This is a genomic window from Peribacillus sp. SIMBA_075 (assembly GCF_046534585.1).
The window spans coordinates 52078-71443 of record NZ_JAWRYN010000006.1 but is presented as its reverse complement, the minus strand read 5'-3'; the positions used below and the strand labels follow the sequence as shown (position 1 = coordinate 71443).

At 36.7% G+C, this 19366-nt stretch carries 21 protein-coding genes and 1 other RNA gene; 9 read left to right on the top strand and 13 right to left on the bottom strand.

Annotation, left to right across the window (positions count from 1 at the left end; translation table 11 throughout):
- Window positions 1-63 precede the first annotated feature (63 nt).
- Complete coding sequence (locus SB775_RS07175) at window positions 64-2634, bottom strand: DEAD/DEAH box helicase (RefSeq protein ID WP_410861056.1); 2571 nt, start codon at window positions 2632-2634, stop codon at window positions 64-66.
- A 634-nt stretch (window positions 2635-3268) separates the two neighbouring features.
- On the opposite strand from SB775_RS07175, the gene SB775_RS07170 reads away from it, so the two are divergent.
- The gene (locus SB775_RS07170) at window positions 3269-4228 is read left to right on the top strand and encodes a sensor domain-containing diguanylate cyclase (protein WP_410861055.1); all 960 of its coding nucleotides are present in this window, start codon (window positions 3269-3271) and stop codon (window positions 4226-4228) included.
- A 287-nt stretch (window positions 4229-4515) separates the two neighbouring features.
- On the opposite strand, the gene SB775_RS07165 is transcribed toward SB775_RS07170, so the two are convergent.
- Window positions 4516-4692 carry a hypothetical protein gene (locus SB775_RS07165; protein ID WP_410861054.1) on the bottom strand — a complete coding sequence of 59 codons (177 nt, stop codon included), beginning with the start codon at window positions 4690-4692 and terminating at the stop codon, window positions 4516-4518.
- Window positions 4689-5435 carry a type II toxin-antitoxin system SpoIISA family toxin gene (locus tag SB775_RS07160; RefSeq protein ID WP_410861131.1) on the bottom strand — a complete coding sequence of 249 codons (747 nt, stop codon included), beginning with the start codon at window positions 5433-5435 and terminating at the stop codon, window positions 4689-4691. Before SB775_RS07160 ends, SB775_RS07165 begins: the two co-directional genes overlap by 4 nt.
- A 301-nt stretch (window positions 5436-5736) precedes the next feature.
- On the opposite strand from SB775_RS07160, the gene SB775_RS07155 reads away from it, so the two are divergent.
- Window positions 5737-6822 (top strand): MBL fold metallo-hydrolase, encoded by a 1086-nt coding sequence (locus SB775_RS07155; protein ID WP_410861053.1) that lies wholly within the window; start codon window positions 5737-5739, stop codon window positions 6820-6822.
- A 240-nt stretch (window positions 6823-7062) separates the two neighbouring features.
- Here the strand turns inward: SB775_RS07155 and SB775_RS07150 are convergent, their stop codons facing one another.
- Complete coding sequence (locus SB775_RS07150) at window positions 7063-8016, bottom strand: DMT family transporter (protein ID WP_410861051.1); 954 nt, start codon at window positions 8014-8016, stop codon at window positions 7063-7065.
- Window positions 8017-8312: 296 nt separating this feature from the next.
- On the opposite strand from SB775_RS07150, the gene SB775_RS07145 reads away from it, so the two are divergent.
- Window positions 8313-8639, top strand: coding sequence for a YnfA family protein (locus tag SB775_RS07145; RefSeq protein WP_061463139.1), 327 nt, complete (start codon window positions 8313-8315; stop codon window positions 8637-8639).
- 850 nt (window positions 8640-9489) lie between these two features.
- Here SB775_RS07145 and SB775_RS07140 read toward each other — a convergent pair.
- Window positions 9490-10857, bottom strand: coding sequence for an MFS transporter (locus SB775_RS07140; protein WP_410861050.1), 1368 nt, complete (start codon window positions 10855-10857; stop codon window positions 9490-9492).
- A 306-nt stretch (window positions 10858-11163) separates the two neighbouring features.
- Window positions 11164-11351: non-coding RNA, 6S RNA (gene ssrS, locus SB775_RS07135), on the bottom strand.
- Between the two features lie 336 nt (window positions 11352-11687).
- Here ssrS and tatA point away from each other — a divergent pair.
- The gene (gene tatA, locus SB775_RS07130; protein ID WP_089362160.1) at window positions 11688-11894 is read left to right on the top strand and encodes a twin-arginine translocase TatA/TatE family subunit; all 207 of its coding nucleotides are present in this window, start codon (window positions 11688-11690) and stop codon (window positions 11892-11894) included.
- 315 nt (window positions 11895-12209) lie between these two features.
- Here the strand turns inward: tatA and SB775_RS07125 are convergent, their stop codons facing one another.
- A complete protein-coding gene (locus tag SB775_RS07125) occupies window positions 12210-13508 on the bottom strand; it encodes a protoglobin domain-containing protein (protein ID WP_410861049.1) in 1299 nt (432 codons plus the stop codon).
- A gap of 330 nt (window positions 13509-13838) precedes the next feature.
- Between SB775_RS07125 and SB775_RS07120 the strand changes: the two genes are divergently transcribed.
- Window positions 13839-14900 (top strand): DUF3900 domain-containing protein, encoded by a 1062-nt coding sequence (locus tag SB775_RS07120; protein WP_410861047.1) that lies wholly within the window; start codon window positions 13839-13841, stop codon window positions 14898-14900.
- Between the two features lie 430 nt (window positions 14901-15330).
- Here SB775_RS07120 and SB775_RS07115 read toward each other — a convergent pair whose 3' ends face one another.
- The gene (locus SB775_RS07115) at window positions 15331-15624 is read right to left on the bottom strand and encodes a hypothetical protein (protein ID WP_410861046.1); all 294 of its coding nucleotides are present in this window, start codon (window positions 15622-15624) and stop codon (window positions 15331-15333) included.
- 196 nt (window positions 15625-15820) lie between these two features.
- Here SB775_RS07115 and SB775_RS07110 point away from each other — a divergent pair, with 196 nt between their 5' ends.
- A complete protein-coding gene (locus SB775_RS07110; protein ID WP_410861045.1) occupies window positions 15821-16033 on the top strand; it encodes a helix-turn-helix domain-containing protein in 213 nt (70 codons plus the stop codon).
- Between the two features lie 108 nt (window positions 16034-16141).
- On the opposite strand, the gene SB775_RS07105 is transcribed toward SB775_RS07110, so the two are convergent.
- Window positions 16142-16330, bottom strand: coding sequence for a hypothetical protein (locus SB775_RS07105; RefSeq protein ID WP_410861044.1), 189 nt, complete (start codon window positions 16328-16330; stop codon window positions 16142-16144).
- 26 nt (window positions 16331-16356) lie between these two features.
- A complete protein-coding gene (locus SB775_RS07100; RefSeq protein WP_410861042.1) occupies window positions 16357-16617 on the bottom strand; it encodes a hypothetical protein in 261 nt (86 codons plus the stop codon).
- A 348-nt stretch (window positions 16618-16965) separates the two neighbouring features.
- On the opposite strand from SB775_RS07100, the gene SB775_RS07095 reads away from it, so the two are divergent.
- The 3 genes from SB775_RS07095 to SB775_RS07085 all read left to right on the top strand — a co-directional run bounded on the left by SB775_RS07095 (window position 16966) and on the right by SB775_RS07085 (window position 18476).
- Window positions 16966-17547: a hypothetical protein gene (locus SB775_RS07095; protein ID WP_410861041.1), complete on the top strand. Its 582-nt coding sequence runs from the start codon at window positions 16966-16968 to the stop codon at window positions 17545-17547.
- A 59-nt stretch (window positions 17548-17606) separates the two neighbouring features.
- A complete protein-coding gene (locus SB775_RS07090; protein WP_057213921.1) occupies window positions 17607-17789 on the top strand; it encodes a hypothetical protein in 183 nt (60 codons plus the stop codon).
- 69 nt (window positions 17790-17858) lie between these two features.
- Window positions 17859-18476: a hypothetical protein gene (locus tag SB775_RS07085; RefSeq protein ID WP_410861040.1), complete on the top strand. Its 618-nt coding sequence runs from the start codon at window positions 17859-17861 to the stop codon at window positions 18474-18476.
- An 82-nt stretch (window positions 18477-18558) separates the two neighbouring features.
- On the opposite strand, the gene SB775_RS07080 is transcribed toward SB775_RS07085, so the two are convergent.
- The 3 genes from SB775_RS07080 to SB775_RS07070 form a co-directional block, all read right to left on the bottom strand.
- Entirely contained in the window at window positions 18559-18903 is a 345-nt protein-coding gene (locus SB775_RS07080; protein WP_410861038.1) for a YolD-like family protein, read from the bottom strand.
- Window positions 18904-18989: 86 nt separating this feature from the next.
- On the bottom strand, window positions 18990-19136 hold the full coding sequence (locus SB775_RS07075; RefSeq protein ID WP_410861037.1) for a hypothetical protein: 147 nt from the start codon (window positions 19134-19136) through the stop codon (window positions 18990-18992).
- Window positions 19137-19153: 17 nt separating this feature from the next.
- Window positions 19154-19357 (bottom strand): hypothetical protein, encoded by a 204-nt coding sequence (locus tag SB775_RS07070; RefSeq protein ID WP_410861036.1) that lies wholly within the window; start codon window positions 19355-19357, stop codon window positions 19154-19156.
- Window positions 19358-19366: the final 9 nt, after the last annotated feature.

Here is a 19366-nt window from a genome sequence, read left to right as displayed (position 1 = left end):
ACCCGAATACCTACACCAAAGGTGTTCTTTATTCGGGTTGCTCAATATTGGAAAAATTTCAGTTTAGTTGAATCTGTGTGACTTCCTATGCCCTCTGTGGTAACAAGCATCACATATATGAAAACGGGAGTCATCCGGCAACTTTTTTCCACAGCGCTTGCATTTTTTTTGATAATTCAACATTTCGTCTTTTAACTGATCATGAACGCCCTCACTGATTTCTTCACGGATACGCTCCCAGTAAACAGTTTCAGTCCTCTTACCCATCCGATATAAAAATAATAGATGAAGGCCTATCGCTTTATAAGAAAGCTCCAATTCCTCCAGATTTTTAGTCTTGATGATCGGTACAGGAAGTTCACTGCTCTCGGCAATCGCTTCGACCGTTTCCAGCCACTGCTTGATCAGACTTGGTTCTTTCGCTGAAAAAGGGATATGCAAGAATCCATATAAATCCATTAAGGAAAAACGCGCTTCGATTTCAGTATCCCGTATAAGCTCGTAAAGCTCCCTTTCTTCCGATAGTGATGCCTTTTTCGTGCCTTTAGGAGGCTCGAACCTCTCCCACATTTCGAAAAATGTTCCTAGATTCCTGTAATACTTTTGAAAACGTTCAAACACAGCCGAGGTTGGGGCAATAGTGAAGGTCTGAACTGGCTCATCTACTTGTTCCAGCAACTTATTCATGATTTTAATCTCTGCTGTAAATGCCACCTTGCCAGTATCGTAAATCCCTTTTCTCCCTGCTCGACCTGCGATTTGTTTGATTTCTTGAGAAGTCAATCTTCTTCTTCGAGTCCCGTCGAATTTTTCATTTTCAAGAAAGACGATGCGTCGGATTGGCAAGTTCAATCCCATTCCTATCGCATCTGTGGCTACAACCACTGATGTTTCACCGCGATTGAATAACTCTATTTGCCGTTTTCTGTTTTCAGGAGGCATACTGCCGTATATCATGCTGACATTATGTCCACTCTCTTTTAGACGGGATGCGGTTTCCAGTACGTGCCTTCTTGAAAAACAAATGAGCGCATCCCCTTTTTTGGTATACTTCAATCCAAATTCCTTTTGTTCTACCTCCAGCGGTATTTCACGTCTGTATTCGTGGAGTTCTAAATCTGCTTCATTCAGTAGGTTCAAAAGCATCATTTTGATATTCTTGCTTCCGATAATGTGTACTTCTTTCGCATTTGCTTGTGTGATTGCCCTAAACCACGAAAAGCCTCGATCTTTATCGGCAATCATTTGGGCTTCATCTATAACGATCACTTCATGGTAGTCTTTTTCATGAAACATTTCAACTGTGCTGGAAACATGATTAGCACCCGCAACTGCCTTTTCTTCTTCACCGGTTTTTAATGAACAAGGAACACCATCCGCATTTAATTTATCAAACACTTCGAGGGCTAGTAGTCTAAGGGGCGCCAGATACAAACCGCTTTCCGCTTCTTTCATTTTTTGTAGGGCCTTATGTGTCTTCCCGGTATTGGTCTCTCCGATATGCAAAACATACCTAACTTTTTTTCCTAATGATGGTGTATAGGCCTTTCCGATAATGTCATCAATCATCCTTTGCTCTTCAGCCAGCTTCTTTGCCTGCTCTGCCAATACTTCAGCTTTTCTTCTTTCTCTGTTCGCCTCGTCCTTTTCAAATATTTGTTCGTGCAATGTTTCATTAAAAGGAATTCCTTCAAGGCTCAGTAAATCAGAAAGGTATTCTTCCTGAAGTTCATCAAAACAGGCCTGAGACAAATCAGCCAATTCATCCCTTAATATACCTTGAAGGTCTTCAACCGTCAGCCTTTCCCCATATGACTCCAAAAAATCATGATGCAGTGCAACAGGTAATTGGTTCAAGTACTTTTCTGGGGCTAATTTCAGAATGAAATCCGAAACTAGCCTTTCATATCGGTAGAAGTAATTTTCATACTCAAAATGGTTCCTTCCCCAATCGAGTAACGAGTGAATATCGCCTGTCAGCTCTTCAAAAAAATCAGAGACCATAAGGTATTCGGCTGCTTGAAATCCCCCCTCTTCAACCAATCGTTCTTCAAGCAAGTATGGATCGACATATTGAAATTTAGGCTTATTATTAAGATCCGCTGCCAAATTTCCAGCAATATAATTCCTGACATGTAAATATAAAAGTAGTGAGCTTTTTTCAAAAAAAGTATTGGCCTCTTCTTGAAGTCTAACGCGTATTTTCCATCGTTGCTTAGCCAGCCGCTGTTCTTCTTGTCGCTTAGTGAAGTTATCCCTTGCATTTTTATATCTCTTCTCCCAATCATCTGGATTTTCAGCAAAGGATTTTTTTATCCACGATAAGGCATCAAAAGGACGATACTTCTTTAATTCGTTACGGAACATGCTATTTATCAGTTTATGATCTGAACCTTCTGTTACAAATCCCCTTTCGCTTAGAAACACCTTTTTTTCTTTCCTGGGCACATCGTTTGATGCTTTATTTAACCAAACATTGATCCAAATTTGCTCAATAAAAGAAACCCTGTCTGATATATATGTTGCAAACGAAGGCATCGTCTCTTGATTCTCTAAAAAGTAATCCATATCCTGGATTATTTTTTCCTTTGTATTGTCTATAGCAATAGGATATATACTTTCTAATTTTCCCATAATGATCCCCTTTTGAATTATCCTGTATGTACTTTATTCTTACCTTTTATCCTCTCCAAAACATTTTTTTAAATGAGCCAGATACATTCGTTTTATCTAGGTAATACATGTAGTTCTTTAATCATGACAAGGAACAGAAATGCCAAGCTGCTTTAACCTCATACGAGCCAAGGTAAATATGAAAAATTGATACTAATTTTGTACCTGAAACGGTACTCTTGCCATTTCACGTACAGTATAATACAGGTTAGATAAACTGATTATTGACTTAAAGGGAAATATTAGTTATTGAGTGATGCCCATACCGGCATACAGAAACGAAAAGCCGATTAGCCATTTGGAAATCAGGCAAAAGAAATTTAATGATATTAAAAAAAGCCGAAAATAAAATAAGGGTCAATTTTAACTGACTGACAATCATACTGAATTAAGAAAAATAGAAACAGCCCATTAAACGGTTAGCTTACCGATTACATTATCCATCAAAAAAACGAATCCAACCCCATAATTGAGTTTAGTGGAAATCCTGGTAACTGTCACGGTATTCAGATTCCGCTTTTGTGTCTTTCTAGTTCAATATGAGAAATAACATCCGGAAACCTAAAAAGACTAAAGATAAAAGAGGAGCCTGAAAATGATTCAGCAAGATATCAATTATTATAAAAATTTTGACTCTATGGCTAAAGAAGTATTAGCACTATTAGCACAAACCATTGATGTCAATACATTCTTTCTTTCGATATTAAATCCCACACAGAGTTTTATGATCAAATCCTTCAATAGAAATGCTAAGTTAATTTGTGAAGGCGACATCCTTCCTTATAATATGGCTTATTGCAAATTAGTTGTTGAGAATGGCTTGGAACCACTCGTTATCCCGAATTTAAAGAAACATGATTTGACTAGTGGCCACCCCGTAACGAAGTTTATCGAGAATGGGTGTTTTATGGGAACGCCCCTTATAAATGAGGGTGAAATCATTGGTACATTATGTGCATTCGACATTAAACCTTATGATTTTAAGGAGTATGATAGGATACTCATCAAATCTTTGGCAGCTTTGATTAGTCAAACCATCATTCTTGAAGATGGGATAATCAGAGATCCTTTGTCAGGTCTTTATAATAGGCATTTCATTTATAATTATTTTGATTTTCATGACGATAAAACAAACGATGAAATGGCCATTCTTTACATCGATCTTGATCATTTTAAATTTTTCAATGATTCCTTCGGTCATGATGCTGGAGACGACGTTATAAAAAAAGCGGCTGAATGTCTTTTGCAAACCGTCCCCCGCGGGAGTCATGTGGCACGTATAGGTGGAGATGAATTCATTGTATTATTACATCCATCGCATTGTGAGGATTTAATGAAAAGCACACAGGAAAACGCAGAATTAATATTGAACCAATTATCCACAATGCCCATTCCCATTAAAGGAAATGATTATTTTGTATCAGTTAGCATAGGGATAAGCTTTTATCCGCATAATGGTACGGAAATGGAGTCACTTTTGAAAAAAGCTGATCGTACGATGTATACAGCTAAAGAGTTAGGTCGAAATAATATTCAATACTTTCACCCGCTGTGATTTTCCTGAAAAATAAAAAAACCAGTTCTCCTTAGAGACTGGCTTTGACTTTTACCTTAAAAAAATCCAACGTTTAGCTTTAAGCCTTTGCAACAGCTTGAGCAGATCAGCATTTTCCTTATGTATCCGTTTCTCGGATGGTGAAGCCGAGGGGGCCGGGATGTTAACTCTCTCGGGTTTTTTGTTCATATCCTGAAAGACCCTTCCTATTCCTTTATTTTGAATAGTATATGCGGGCTTTCCATTAAATATCATAAGGCAAAGGAAAACCTCTGCCTTGATTCTAATTAAACACTTTTTAACCGGCTGAAGCGTGCAGTTTTTTCTTTTTGTTTCAGGATAATGCGTTCGTTTTGTTTCATCACCTTTTTGGTATGGGGACTCAAACCTACGTCGGGTATTTTCACCTGTGGTTTGATTACGGCAACTGACACTTCACCGCCGGCTTTATCATAAATGCTCATTTATCTTCACCACCCGGGTTTTGTTTTATGACCATATCAAACATCATGATTAATAATGCTATTAATAAACAATCGACTTCTGAAACGAAGCTTTCTGATTTAACGTGAAGGATATAGGATTCCATCAATATACTTACTGGCTGCAGAGCCATTTTTTCTTCATCATTATAATACGTATCTTCTCTTTCCAATGTAGCACGAATGGTACTGCCATTCAAGTTCGGATGCCCATTTATCACCAATCGCTTGTCCTGTTCCGTTTTGAAAGGAAGGATTTTCACGTTCATCCCTTCTTTTGCGGCATAAGCTTGAAGGAGAATACTCAAATAAGCCAAGTATTCCTTATTCGTTTGATAATACTCAGGAATCCCTTCTTTTTTAAGGAGATGAAACATATTCTTGACCTTTTCCCTATTATCCGTTAAAAGTTTATCACTTTCCGCAACGGCTTTTGTTGCATAGGACAGTTCATTATCGCCAATTTTGGATATATACATGCTCAAGAACACAAACATATCTATCAGGATAAATACAATAGCCATAATCAAGAAGTTTTTCCATTCGTTAAATATACTCATCGGATAGAAATTCCAATAAATCAATGCTCCTAATATAAAAATGACATACCAGGTTTTTCGAATCGCTTCAATCCTCTTACTTACCCTATCTTTATATTTCCAAGAAAGAATGACATATGCTAATAAAGCAATAAATACTACCCATACAAAGACTCTGAAAAACATTAACAATCGTTTTATCCCCCTACCATTCATACGGCTGTTATATCACATATCCGCTCTCTATATTATTCATTATATATACCCCTTTTCCCTGCCTGGGGCGGTTGAAACTTAAACACTGGTCATATTCAAAACACTCCTCCCAAAGGGATAATCCACTATATGAATCATCGATTTCACCAAGCAGCAACACCTGTTATCAGGAGGGTAAATCTCTTGTGGGATATCGCAGTAAATAACCATACAAATTCTGTGATATGATAAGTTTACGAAAGGTCTGATTAATATGGGAGGAACATAATTCATGCTGAAAATTATAAAGTTCATCATTTCTTCTATTATATTAGTGTTACTTGTCCTTAACCTCTATCCTCCGCTGGGGAGGCGGGCAAACAAAGAAAAAGTGCGAAGTTTCACTACTAAAGAGAATTTTGCCAATGGGAAATTCCACAATCAGATTCCTGCTAGTCAATCGATGAGTCTTAAACATACCGGTTCCATTTTACGGGATTACATAAAAGGCAATCCAAAAAGAAGGCCAGACCATCCTATCGGAATTGGAACAAAAGAACCTGTATCTGTGGATTCCAATAAAGTCACCTGGTTTGGTCATTCTGCATTCATGTTGGAGATAGACGGGAAAACCATTTTGGTGGATCCGATGTTTGGCAAAGCACCCACTCCGTTTCCTTGGTTTGGGAACAAGCGGTTTAGCGGGGAATTGCCTGTTGATTTGGATTCACTGCCTCCTATCGATGCCGTCCTGCTCTCCCATGACCATTACGATCATCTGGATTATTTCTCAATAAAGAAAATAAAAGATAAGGTCGGTCAGTTCATTGTTCCACTAGGTGTCGGTGGACACCTTGAAAGATGGGGCGTTAAACAAGAACTGATCCAGGAACATAATTGGTGGGATGAAGTTTCATTCAAGGATTTGAAATTTGTTTGTACACCTGCAAGGCATTTTTCTGGAAGGAGTTTAACCGATGGCAATACGACATTGTGGTGTTCTTGGGTAATTAATGGAAAACGCGAAAAGATATTTTTCAGCGGTGATAGTGGATATGGTAGCCATTTTAAAGATATCGGCGAAAAATATGGTCCTTTTGATTTAACCTTAATGGAATGCGGCCAATATGATGAGCGCTGGTCAACCATCCATATGATGCCTGAGGAAACTGTTCAAGCACACATCGATGTACAAGGAAAACTGATGATTCCCATTCATTGGGCTGGGTTCACATTGTCTTTTCATGATTGGACAGATCCGATAGAACGGGTAACAAAAGCTGCCAATGATCTTGCCGTCCAAGTCTGCACACCTCAACTGGGCGAGCAAGTATTGATCGGATCAGCAAATTTCCCGCAAACAATATGGTGGAAATGAAATATGATTTCTATCTAAGTTTTGTAACAAAGCTGCTTGGAACGGCTCTGCGAGACTCCTGCTTAGAAAAGCGAGTCTAGGGAGACCGCCCGCGAAAGTGCCTGGAGCGGAAATCAACATTCAAATTGTACAAGCCATAAAAAAACACCCCGTAAATGTTAGTTCGGTTAACATTACGGGGCAGTTCAAGTTTGCCTACAGTCTGAATGGTCCATTCCTATTAGGATGGACCATTTTCATTCATTTCACACTTTGTTCCTCTTTATATTCAAGATTCACTTTTATCGCATGCTCTTTCTCCCCTTCAAAATAATTCGTCCCTATTACACCTAAAATGATTAGTACTGACCCCATAATATCGTAGATTGTAATATTTTCATCAAGAATGAGAGCTCCCGCTGCAATCGTGACAACCGTGGAAAGATTTGCAAATACACTCATTTGAGATGCTTTGATTTTTGATAAAATCGTATTGGATAATAACGAGGTGACCAATGAAGCCAATATGCCCAAATACAAAATGGAACTGATAAATTCCATGCTTGACCATGGTGTAAAGAATTCCGGCATTGTTGCTTGTTTTAAATGGGTAACGAGCGCGGCAACGTTAAAAATGACAAAGCCTGTTCCCATCATGAAAAAGGACATTTCACCTGGTGTATAGTCCTTGGCAAGCGAACGGGTCATCGTTGTATAACATGCAGTAGCAATACAGGAGAGCAGAATCAACACCATCCCAAGCATGTCGGAAAAATTGATCGTGCTCCCTTTCATCACCAAAATAAAAATGACCCCACCTACCGACAAGACAATCGAAAGTTTTTGATATAAAGATGTTTTCTCCTTAAGGAAATATCCAGCTATCATTAATGTTAGAATTGGGGTGACGGCAGACAGAATTCCAGCATCAGTGGATTGCGAATATTTAAGTCCGAAAGCTTGAAAGGTAAAGAAAAGAGTGGGGAATAGCAAGGATAGTGGAACCAGATTTTTAGCTGACTCCCAGGAATAGTTCACCTTAATGACTTTAAAGGCGACAAGGAATAAAATGATCACGAAAGAAACCGTGAATCGGAACGCCAAAGTATCAAGCGGATTCGATTCTGCAATCGCCATTTTCGTGAATAAGAAAGATAGGCCGACAATACATGAATGAAATAGGGCTAACATGCATACAAATGTTCGGGATTTCATGGATGCAACTCCTCAACTAGATTACTATATTTCCTTTTAGGTATAGTACCCTTTGTATCTGACTTGCAATCCAAGTTAGAGTTAAAAGATGATGATGGCTTAAATTCAATTGAAAGCTACAATTCTTCATAGATCAATCATGCATAACAATATCTTATTAAAGAAGGATCATTTTCATGCTTTAACGGTGATGATCCATGTAACTTTCGGTCCATATTCACTTTTTCTTCAAAAGTCTACACTTTAGAACATTGCTAAGTATGATAAAATTCAACGAGAAAGAGAGGTATACATAAATGTTAGTTACTACAATAGTATTCCTTATGGCAGGCCTAGCCGAAATTGGTGGTGGCTACCTAATTTGGCTTTGGTTAAGAGAGGGTAAATCCATTTATCTAGGGTTAGCCGGAGGGTTTGGGCTGGTATTATACGGTATCATTGCAACTTTTCAAACGTTCCCTACCTTTGGACGGGTATATGCTGCATATGGCGGGGTTTTCATTGTTTTATCGGTTTTATGGGGATGGGGCATCGATAAGAAAACTCCTGATCTATATGATTGGATTGGAGCTGCAATCTGTTTAGTCGGGGTTTCAGTCATTATATGGGGACCTAGACAGTAAACAAATGAAAGGACCTTAACCCTTTAATTCCTCACTAAAGCCTTCAATAGGTGTTTGGCCGTTTTACTAATATCCAAGTATCTTTACCAGCCTTTCCCCTTCAATAATTCCCCACCCAACCCTATAGGCAATAGATCGCCTATTTGTAGAATTCATCTCATGCCTTAAAGCAAGCTTATTAGCTGCTTTCGATTGGGGTACGTTAGAACAGTTTCTTTTCCTGCCTGCTTACAGTCATATTGCTGAAATTATCGTTATGAACCAAATTCCCACTGCTGAAATGATGCTATCCCCCAACACTGCCGAAACCTGCAAAAAAAACGCCCTCTTTTGATAAGAGGGCGTTTACGATTATAATATTAAGCATCCAAGGCTTCCTTACGCTTTCTTTTCTTAGATTCGGTTATTAGATCATAACCAAGATAAAGGATGATCGCTGCGCCTAATAATTTAATATATAACGGAATTTCCGCTATGAAGAAATATATCATAGAGAATAATGTACCTATAATGCATAACCAAAAAATTATGTGCTTTAAAAATTTCAAAGTAATGACTCCTCTCAAAAGATGAGATTAATTTCTAGTTCGCTCCACTTCAAGGAGGAATTAATTATCCGTACAATCATTCTAACATTTATTCTTTATATAATGGAGTGAATTGCATTGCGAAATTATGAACATTTAAGAAACTTTATCCTTTCGATCTTATCCCTCTAAGGTCAGGGCGAACAATTCCACCAAAATCGTTACTAAAATGTATAAATACCGGAATCATGACTCCTCCAACAGAAGCTCTCAAAAACGAATGAACATGAAATGGACGGCGAGGGTCTCCATGCATTTAACTTTTACAAGACATTCATTTTATCGGATTCTACCACTATTTCTTCATTTGGTTCCGAATGATCATTTTTGTAATATGCCATTTTCACTGGAACGAATGATAAAGCAACCGCTGCAATCAGACCTGGAATGGCAAAGGCAATGAAATTCAATTGGATGGGCAGCGAGATGGACAATAAAAATCCGCCGAGTATAGGTCCAAGCATACCGCCGATCCTTCCGATTCCAGATGCCACACCTAATGCAGTCGATCTAATATTTGGTGGGTAGTATTGTGAAACATAGGCTTGTACAAGGTTTTGGGCACCAATGGTACAGGCACCTGCAATCGCTACCAAGGTGTAAATCATGAAGGAACTTCCGCCCATTCCCAATAGCGTCAAACTGACTGCCCCAAGCGCATACATCGGCACAAGCATTTTCTTGGATCCATAACGATCACAAAGTTTAGCGATGATAAGCGTGCCAATGATAGCTCCCCCCTGCAGAACGATCAAGAAACCTAAACTTGAATTCAGCGCATACCCTGCCTCGATCATTAGCTTGGGAAGCCATGTATTCAATCCATATACCATCAATAGACACATGAAAAAGGCGATCCAGAACATCATGGTGCTTAGAGTACGGGCCCCCTTAAACAATCCAACAATCGGCATATTCGTATCAGTTTTTTTCACTTCTGCAATTTCGTCCCTGATGTCGAAATTGTTCTCAGGACTTACCTTGGATAATATCCTGATCAATTCTTCTTTTCTGTCAACTCTGATCAGATGCGTAGAGGCCTCTGGTAAACGCTTCATCATGAAGGGTAAAAATAACAGTGGTATTCCCGCAAACCAGAATATTGACTCCCAGCCTAGGATCGGCATAAGCCAGATACCCAGTATCGGGGCAAGCATTCCTCCGAATGAATATCCGCACAAAACGACCGAAACGACCATGCTCCGCATCGTTTTCGGTGCATAATCCGTCAATAAGGCAATGACATTCGGCATGATGCCCCCAAGCCCTAATCCCGCCAAAAATCGTAAAGTCGAAAACATGGTAGGTGTGTTCGCAAATCCACATAAAAGTGTAAATAAACTAAATAAAATCAGCGAAATCGCTATTACATTTTTTCTGCCAATCCTATCTGCCAATGTACCAAAGAAGATTGCCCCGAACATCATTCCAAATAGACCATAGCTGCCCATAGCCCCCGCTTCCACGGAAGTTAGGTTCCACTCCTCCGTCAATACCGGGACGACCGTTCCGTAAACGACAAGGTCATAGCCATCAAAAAGGATTATTATAAAACACCATGCCAGCAACCCAAAATGAAAGCGGTTAAATTTACTGTTGCTAATTACCTCGGTTGTGTTAATACTAGCCATAAAATTTTCTCCTCCCTAAGGTGACTGCAGTAACTCCATCCAAATGATAGCGCTTACGTAATTATTAAAAAATATCGACTCACCATCTTTTTATATAAATAGTGAACCGAGTTATCTAATTATTATTATAATGGCTAATTATCAGATATTTCAATAAAAACTTTCACATATTATTCATAAATCTTGGATCCTTACATTTTAATTTTTCTGACAATACCCATAAGTGCATCTATCTCCAACACTCTGAACATTAGTAAAAACAACAAAAAACCAGCCCCAAATCGGAACTGGTTTCTAATTTTAAAAATATAAGCCGCCATTGCCGTATTCAAGTAAGAAAGTTTTAAACCACCACTCCTCAAAGTGGGTGTTTGCAGAAACAATCCTGTTGTCCAAGTCAGTGACGAGGCATAACATTCCTGTTTCGATGTAAAACTCCCTATTACAGCTTAAAGGTTAAAACTTAATTATCATTACGAACAACGCAGCTTGTATAGTTATAATACCTAAATACCTTCAATCTTGCAAGTTTAATCATTCCAAGCAATAAAATTTTTCATGTAATACGAGCGAAATAAGCAACAGCCCTACACGGAAAAAACCAAAAGCGACACTCTTCACATATTAATTTTATATATTGCATTGGCTAAGATAGGCAGGAAAGATTTTTAGATGTGCAAGATAAAATAGGACAAAATAAATTTAAAATGCTTGTCTAACAGAAGTCTAATTTATGATGTTGAGCATTACAATTAATAGTAGATAACATTTGCAAATACTTGTCAGGAGTCTATAATATTAACTATAAGATTTGATTGGAGTGACTAGTAATGCTTTCAAACATTGGTTTTCCTGGTTTAATTTTAATCCTTATTTTAGCTTTAATTGTTTTTGGACCGAATAAGCTTCCGCAAATCGGACGGGCAGTTGGCACCTCGCTTAGGGAGTTCAAGGATGCAACAAAGGGAATAACAGAAGAAATTCAAGAGGAATTCAAGGATGACGTTCAAGCTGCAAAAAAAGAATCGCTAAAATGAAAAAGACGCCTGCACGCAGCAGGCGTCTTTGATGCGTTTGAGGCGTAGAACCGTCAGGCCACATCCCGACGTTTAGCTAAAAGCTTGTTCTTCGGCTTACACAAATTAGCTCATCGCTTTATTAATATAACATTAAACCTATATTATTTCAAGAGATTAATTAAACACCCGATTAAATAATGAAATGATAATCCTTATTCCATAATTGCTTTGAGGTTTTTTTATCAAAATATTCTATCGAGTTGTTTATTAAAATATAAAATACTATCACATAAGCCACTTTAAGATGTTCCTTCTAACAAACCTTATGAACTTCTACAAGTTCATCGTTAATTGAGTCAATTGATCCGAGGAAACGGCCACTTGATTGAACGCTTCATTAATTTCCTCGAATATAACATTCAGTTCAGTCATTTCCTTGGTGATTTTAATATTCTGCTCTTTTACTGAAAGCATGGCCTTTGCGATATCGGTAAAAAATATGCTCGTTTCTTTACCTTGTTCCGTGCCTTTAGTAATCTCACCGCTAACCATTGAAATAGATGTATTCATAACATTAGTAAAATGAGCAATGCCACTAACGAGTTTCACTACTTCCGAAATTGATTCTTTGGTATTTTCCGAAAGCTTCCTTACCTCACCGGCTACAACCGCAAATCCTCTACCATTTTCACCCGCTCTTGCCGCTTCGATCGCTGCATTCAATGCCAACAAATTCGTTTGTTCTGCAATTGAAGTGATTATCGTGACAATTCGTCCGATTTCCTTTGATGTATTGGATAGGTGTTCCATATCTTTTGAGATGAGCGTCATTTGCTCCTGTGTTTTTACCAATCTTTTCTCTAATCCTTGTAACAGTTCAACGCCTTCATTTGATTTTCCCTCTGTCTCTATCGCAATGTCCGAACCCTTTTGAGTGAAATCATGAATTTCGACTACCTTATTTGCCATTAATTGAGTCGCTGAACTTGTCTCTTGACTGATTGCTGCCAATTCTTCTGCATTATGATTCACCTGCAGTTTAATCTTTTCTTTTTCTTCATGGTTTTTTATACGCATCTTTTCATTTTCAAGCTCATATGCCTCTAAAACGATTTGCTGCTCTAAATTGAAAACTTTGGTGATAGCCAGAATGTTATTCTGATATTGCTCAGTATTCTTTATATTGGAAATTACATGAATGATTAATGATTGCAGTAAATCTTGAAAAGCACTCATATACCATTTTGGCTGCAGTCCTATTCGCACATGTACTTGTGCGATGACATAACGCTGTTTGATATACGCATCATCAATTGTACCACTGAACATTTCGAACATATGACGATGAAGCGTCTTTTTCAACCTATCAACAGAACTATTGTCCGAAATGATTTTCATTAAAGAGGATTCATTTTTTAGATTTTTATAAAAATTTTCTATAATTTGGCTCAATTGTTCTTTTACTTCATCTTGTAAAGACCGAATAATACATAAATCCCCGATCGTCAAATGAATCATATCCACTTGAGCCAATACGCTCGGAAATTCAGTGACATTTATACCGACTTGTTCCTTAAATTGCATATAGTCTATGGCATCTATCTTTTGTCTGTTTCTCCATATACTTTTCATGATTGAATTGCCCTCCAATTTATCTACCCATATATACTATTTCGACATTAAGGCTGTTAAATTAATCTACTTTAAAATATATTTTTATTTTGCAGTTCATTTTATCTATTAGATTAACCGTTCATGGAGTATTTCCTGTAATCCTTTATTTTCGTCTTGTGGAATTTTAACATTATCCCTATTTTTCTTTAAGTATGATTTTGAAATAATGTACCAAAATTATTTTTTTATTCACGCCAATAGTTTGACGGAATCACCGTACATCTCTATACTTATTAAGTCTTAAAAAAGTACGGGAATTATGCTTAATAATTGAAGAAGGTGACATTCATGGATTTTACGATTACCTATCTGTCTTTTTATTTAATCCAAGTCGAAGGAAAAGGCGATCAGGCTGATAAACGTTTTAAACATTTTCAAACCCTTGATACTGAAGAATACGAAGAAAGTCCACTAAAGGATTTTTTGGATGGGGAATTGATGAAGATTTCCAAACGAAAAGTGGACCGTCATCCAAAAACTGAACAAATACCGACGAAAATCGGTTCTTTCATTGTCGAAGAAGGACATGCACTTGATTCCAACCCTAATTACAATGTATTTAACCGGGTTCGATATGCTAAAACGAAAGAAGAATTCCAAGAAGAAAATGAACAATTCACGCGGTCTTATATTGATACAAGTGCCGTCCGTGGCGGTGTCTTCATAATCGCATCGGCTAAATTATCGAAATATCTCGATGAACCATTCGTTTTCTTATTAAAATGTGATTTCGAGCCGAAAGTTGCTTCCATTTCGGATGAACGGACCCTGATTAGGCACGTTGAAATGGCAATCACCACTAAAAATATGAAATCCATTCAATACCCCTACATGCCCGAAGAAGGTATGGTTGAAGAAGGCGAGCTGAAAATCCACCAGGCCTCACATGCCCGCTACTTCGAGGACTTTTTGAAATTCGTCGAATATGGCGAATCAATGCCGGAAATCATGAAAAACCAGGTCATCCATATGGTCCATGAACATGTATCCGCTCAATTCGAAGAAAACAGTGACGAACTGCAGAAATTCGAACAAGACCTGGAAATCTGGGAAACAAGCGAAAAACGAGAAATCCAGGAACGCCTTGAAACACACCAAGTCGTCGAAGCCACAGCCCAGATTGTCGAACATACACCTGAAGCCGAACTGCGCATGAAGCTTGGCAGTACATCTATCAAAGGACTTCTAGCCGATTTTGGCGACAGCATCCATTTAGGAAAGATTAACGGGAAATATGTATTGATGATAGAATCCAATACAATAGAATTCGATAAAGGCGTTTCGCCGATTGAGTTTCATAGGCCGGATGATTTGCAAATACTAATCGAAAAAATCATAAATAAAAGTTGATTCTTTTTAATGTATGTGACCATAAATTGTGACCAATAAATCATGTAATTATTGCTTTATAACAATGGTTTCAGTCAAATCTGTGACCAATTTTGTGACCAATATTCAAATTAAAATTCAAACTCTCAAACCTCTATTATTTACTCTAAATTTGATCATACTACTAACTTATAGTTAGTAGTTTTTTCTTGTAATAAAGTATTGACCTAGTTTCTTCTATATATGTTAATCCGCCAAGCTAAACCCCAAATCAGTTATCTTCTCTAAATAATTCACTTCGAATGTCTTCACAAAAAACGCAATAGAAGTATCCGAATTTATCCCTCCCTTACCTTTCTCTCTATAAATTATAAAAACCCCACTCGTTTAGAATGGAGTCATAACTTTTCATCTTTTCACCTCCTTTTAAATGTTACGAGATCGCAAGGTTTTATAAAAACATTGTACTGTAATCCATGTAGTCATCTGCTTCATCGAAAACTGAGATATTTTCGCATTTGTGATTCCAATTGTTTATGTTAGGCACAATGACTGTTCCATCGTTTAATGTAATTTTCATTTCAATAGTAGAGATTCCTTCAAGTTTATATAACGCTTCAATTAGTGCTTGTTTTTGGTTGTCCGAATTTTGGTTAAAGTTAAGTTCAATGCCCAAGTTTGTGAATACTCCGAAAGTTTCTCTTACCATTTCTTTACCTTCTACTGCTACTATCTGATTTGTCATCCCTTAACCGCTCCCCTTGTTTTGTTATATCGAATATTACATCTGTTTATTCGAATTATATCTTTGCTTTTCTAAAGTTAATATAACATTTAACAATTATGGTTGTCAATACCAGTACAGAAGAAATTTCATCTTTTTTAAAAGCTATGGTACACTAAACTAAAGCAATAAAACACATATCTAAAGGAGTGGTCAGATGTTTAGTTATGCGCCCTTGATGGCAACACTTCACAAACGAAAAATGAATAAAGTTGATTTACAAAAGCAAATTAAGATTTCATCATCTACTCTTGCTAAAATTGGAAAAGATGAAAATGTATCAATGAAAGTTATTGATGATATTTGCCGCCTTTTACAATGTGAAATTGAGGAAGTAATTACCCATATAAAAGAAGAAAACCACCAATAGCAATTACTGGTGGTTTTTTGTATAAACAGGAAATTTATTGTAAATATTATTATTATCACTAGCTTTTCTTTTTCATTATTTCCTCTTAACTGAGCTGAGGATTAAACCTTAGCTTTTTTTAGTTTGCTTTGAATATTTAGCTACGATTAACTTTACTTCTTTCCTTAGATATTCATCAACTGTAAATTCATTTAAAAATGTTCTATTTTTGATCCAAAGTTTGGTTTTACTTTTTTTCAACAATTTTTTAGATTTTCGATTAATCTTATTTTCATTTGAATTCTCGGTTTCCGACATTTCCTCACTCCAACACCTAATATATTTTAAATCAAAATTATCTTTATTAACGTACTTATTAATCCGAGTGTAATAGAAGTACTGATGAAGTTACTAACTAAAAATATTCTATCTTTGACTAAAAATGTCCCGTATGTGCCTTTAAGTTTAACCAACTTTGTTGGTCTTTTTTTGTATTCCATTTCAGACCTTTTTGCGTACCTTCCTTTATTATCCCTTGGAGGATATTGCTTTTTAAATGCTTGTCCCTCTTTAGGCTTTAATTTTCTTTTTTTGTTTTTTATCATCTAAAATCCTCCATATAAAATCCTTTATACCACAATATTTTCCATTTATAGAATTTTTATTCACATTTCATAAAATTTTCTATGAAAATAGTAACACGTAAAATTATAGAAAATACATGATAGAGTAACACGTAAAATTATAGAAAATGTTGGAGTTTTATTAATTAAGGAAATATTTACTATAACACTCATAAAATATTCTAAAAGGGGAATGCAAATGGGATACGATAGAACAGCATGGAAGAGAACTGATGATGAAATAATTAGGGATATTCGGATATGTTATTGATGAAGCTAACGAAACTATAACTTTATAATAAAAACTTAATTAAAAGGAGACTATCCTACATGAGATCAGAACAACGCAAATCCAAACTAACACTCTACATCATCTTATCTCTCGCACTCATCATAGCAATCTCATCATTCATTTATGCAGCTAAATCAAAGCACCAACTCACCGAACAGACCACTCAACTTGAATACGCAGCATCTAACAATGAAGAAGCATCCAATGAACGCATAAGCGAATTAGAAACAGAACTTGAATCACTCTCTCAGCAACTAGATGAAGCGGAATCCAAACAACCTCAAACAGAATCTAAATCATCCACAGAGTCCAAGGAAACTGAACCAGCTAAGGAAGTCACACAATCCGAACCTAAGCAATCAGCACAAACTGAATACGATGGAATCCACATCTCGCATGATCCAGTCTTTAACGGAACTACAGCATCATTCTTCTTATTCGATAATAAGCCATCTGACGCAGGATATCATTACAAAGGTATAGATGCAGAAGGTGGTCTATTCATTCCTCACTCAGAGGCCAGTAAGTACGAATTAGCTGAAATGGGTGACAGTGTAATTGATGTTACATTTGATCAAGAGGGTAATATAGTTAGTTTAAAGAAGAATGATAATTTTTAAATGTTATTGAGCATACAAATAAGTATGTACAATAACATTTAAATAACGGAGATGAGATTATGATTATCAAAACAATTACTGTATCAGAATGGAGCACAGAAACCTTTGACAGAGATCTTGAAAAAGGAATCAAAAAGCTACAAAGTGAAAATCTTGTTGTTGAAGTACAATTCAGCACAGTATACAGAATTGAAAGAGAAGGTGTGGAGTATAATGCCTTGTTAATTGGAAGAAGAAAATGAGCATTCCGAATGGGATGCTTTTTCTTTTAAGTAAAATTATTATTTGAAGTATACAAGAGGAGGAGTCAAATGGGATACGATAGAACCGCATGGAAGAAAACCGATGATGAAATAATTAGAGATCATAATGATCATGACTATTTAGGTGAAAAACATGCTATTGAATTAGAGCTACAAAGTCGTGGATACATTCAACAGGATAATCAATGGTTGCATAAATCTAATGTAGACTACGATGATGATGCATCAGGCAGTGCAGAATTAGTTGGCCTTGGGTTAATGGCTGTTATTCTCCTTGTAGCTTCATTCTATTTCACAGTATACGTACACATGGCTATTCATTGGGCATATGTGATAGGTGTCTACAGCTTATCATCCTTTGCATTATTCTTCATTCTAATGATCATTACAAAGGGGAATAGTGCTATCCGATTTTTCTATGGTATCTCAACCTTTGCTGCAACGGCCTCAACTTACCCGTTTCTTATTGCTAAGAGGGAAGGTTACCCTAACTACGACGCTTATTTTTGGAGCGATACAGGATATTTTCCATTAGTGTTCTATGCATTAGGATTTGTTGTATATATACTTTTGGTCACATGGTTAGTGTATAAATTAACAGTGGGAACAATCAAGCTCTTCAATAAAGATAAAGAAAAGCATACAGATTCAGATACTAGTGTATAAGGTGTTAAAGGGGTCAGCATGTTTAATGTTGGCTTTTCTTTATGGTGTATTAAAATAAGAAAAGCCAACATTAACACCCCGTTCACTCCCTTATCTCAACTGCTACAAGATCCTCAAACTTCACCCTAATAATATGTCCCTTCTCTTTTTCCAACTCTAAGTGTATCATCTTTGTCAAAGGATCTAACCTATGTATCATTCCAACATAATCCCAATCAAAACCATCTTCCCAAACAGTAAACTTTACAGTTGAACTAAACTCCATAGCAGTGTGTATTTTGTTCTCAAACTCCTCCAGCTGATATTCGTCTAATATTGGTTTTACTTGACGGTAATAATCCTTATTTACATCATTAAGTAACTTAACGTATTCAGGCAGCATCAATGCTGGTTGCCATTTAAGCTTTCCACGATCTTTTATTGACATAAGAACATCTCCATTCATTCTATAAATACATTATAGAACATTTGTTCTTAGTTTAGTCAAAAAAATTAAGGGGAAAATTTCCCTTCTTATAGATAACGTAGGTATTTTTCCTGCAGCAACGTTTTAATTAACCCCTCTAAATCCAGATTCCCCTCTTCAGTAGCTGTACCAATTCCCTCTATATAAGTATATTCATCAGTATCTATAATCTTCAATCCTTCTAAATTTCGCATGTTTATCCCTCCAAATATCAATCGATAGACGTCAAAATTACATTATTCAGTTTTTCAAATTCCTTTATTGCAAATTGGATTGCTTCTTCTTCACCATATTTTTCACGGCATAGCTTCACAGGCATACAATCCTCAGCCATTAAGAATACATGATCATCAAATAACTGTAACTTAGCCTTTATATAACCGGTTCGCTCAAAACTCAATTCTTTCAATTTCACAAAATCAGC

What these genes read in the sequence shown, in the direction of transcription:
- SB775_RS07100 (WP_410861042.1), bottom strand. Translation starts at nt 16,617, where the DNA reads ATGATAAAAAACAAAAAAAGAAAATTAAAGCCTAAAGAGGGACAAGCA.
- SB775_RS07155 (WP_410861053.1), top strand. Translation starts at nt 5,737, where the DNA reads ATGCTGAAAATTATAAAGTTCATCATTTCTTCTATTATATTAGTGTTA.
- SB775_RS07085 (WP_410861040.1), top strand. Translation starts at nt 17,859, where the DNA reads ATGGGATACGATAGAACCGCATGGAAGAAAACCGATGATGAAATAATT.
- SB775_RS07110 (WP_410861045.1), top strand. Translation starts at nt 15,821, where the DNA reads ATGTTTAGTTATGCGCCCTTGATGGCAACACTTCACAAACGAAAAATG.
- SB775_RS07150 (WP_410861051.1), bottom strand. Translation starts at nt 8,016, where the DNA reads ATGAAATCCCGAACATTTGTATGCATGTTAGCCCTATTTCATTCATGT.
- tatA (WP_089362160.1), top strand. Translation starts at nt 11,688, where the DNA reads ATGCTTTCAAACATTGGTTTTCCTGGTTTAATTTTAATCCTTATTTTA.
- SB775_RS07095 (WP_410861041.1), top strand. Translation starts at nt 16,966, where the DNA reads ATGAGATCAGAACAACGCAAATCCAAACTAACACTCTACATCATCTTA.
- SB775_RS07125 (WP_410861049.1), bottom strand. Translation starts at nt 13,508, where the DNA reads ATGAAAAGTATATGGAGAAACAGACAAAAGATAGATGCCATAGACTAT.
- SB775_RS07120 (WP_410861047.1), top strand. Translation starts at nt 13,839, where the DNA reads ATGGATTTTACGATTACCTATCTGTCTTTTTATTTAATCCAAGTCGAA.
- SB775_RS07115 (WP_410861046.1), bottom strand. Translation starts at nt 15,624, where the DNA reads ATGACAAATCAGATAGTAGCAGTAGAAGGTAAAGAAATGGTAAGAGAA.
- SB775_RS07145 (WP_061463139.1), top strand. Translation starts at nt 8,313, where the DNA reads ATGTTAGTTACTACAATAGTATTCCTTATGGCAGGCCTAGCCGAAATT.
- SB775_RS07165 (WP_410861054.1), bottom strand. Translation starts at nt 4,692, where the DNA reads ATGAGCATTTATGATAAAGCCGGCGGTGAAGTGTCAGTTGCCGTAATC.
- SB775_RS07140 (WP_410861050.1), bottom strand. Translation starts at nt 10,857, where the DNA reads ATGGCTAGTATTAACACAACCGAGGTAATTAGCAACAGTAAATTTAAC.
- SB775_RS07170 (WP_410861055.1), top strand. Translation starts at nt 3,269, where the DNA reads ATGATTCAGCAAGATATCAATTATTATAAAAATTTTGACTCTATGGCT.
- SB775_RS07175 (WP_410861056.1), bottom strand. Translation starts at nt 2,634, where the DNA reads ATGGGAAAATTAGAAAGTATATATCCTATTGCTATAGACAATACAAAG.
- SB775_RS07080 (WP_410861038.1), bottom strand. Translation starts at nt 18,903, where the DNA reads ATGTCAATAAAAGATCGTGGAAAGCTTAAATGGCAACCAGCATTGATG.
- SB775_RS07105 (WP_410861044.1), bottom strand. Translation starts at nt 16,330, where the DNA reads ATGTCGGAAACCGAGAATTCAAATGAAAATAAGATTAATCGAAAATCT.
- SB775_RS07090 (WP_057213921.1), top strand. Translation starts at nt 17,607, where the DNA reads ATGATTATCAAAACAATTACTGTATCAGAATGGAGCACAGAAACCTTT.
- SB775_RS07075 (WP_410861037.1), bottom strand. Translation starts at nt 19,136, where the DNA reads ATGCGAAATTTAGAAGGATTGAAGATTATAGATACTGATGAATATACT.
- SB775_RS07160 (WP_410861131.1), bottom strand. Translation starts at nt 5,435, where the DNA reads ATGTTTTTCAGAGTCTTTGTATGGGTAGTATTTATTGCTTTATTAGCA.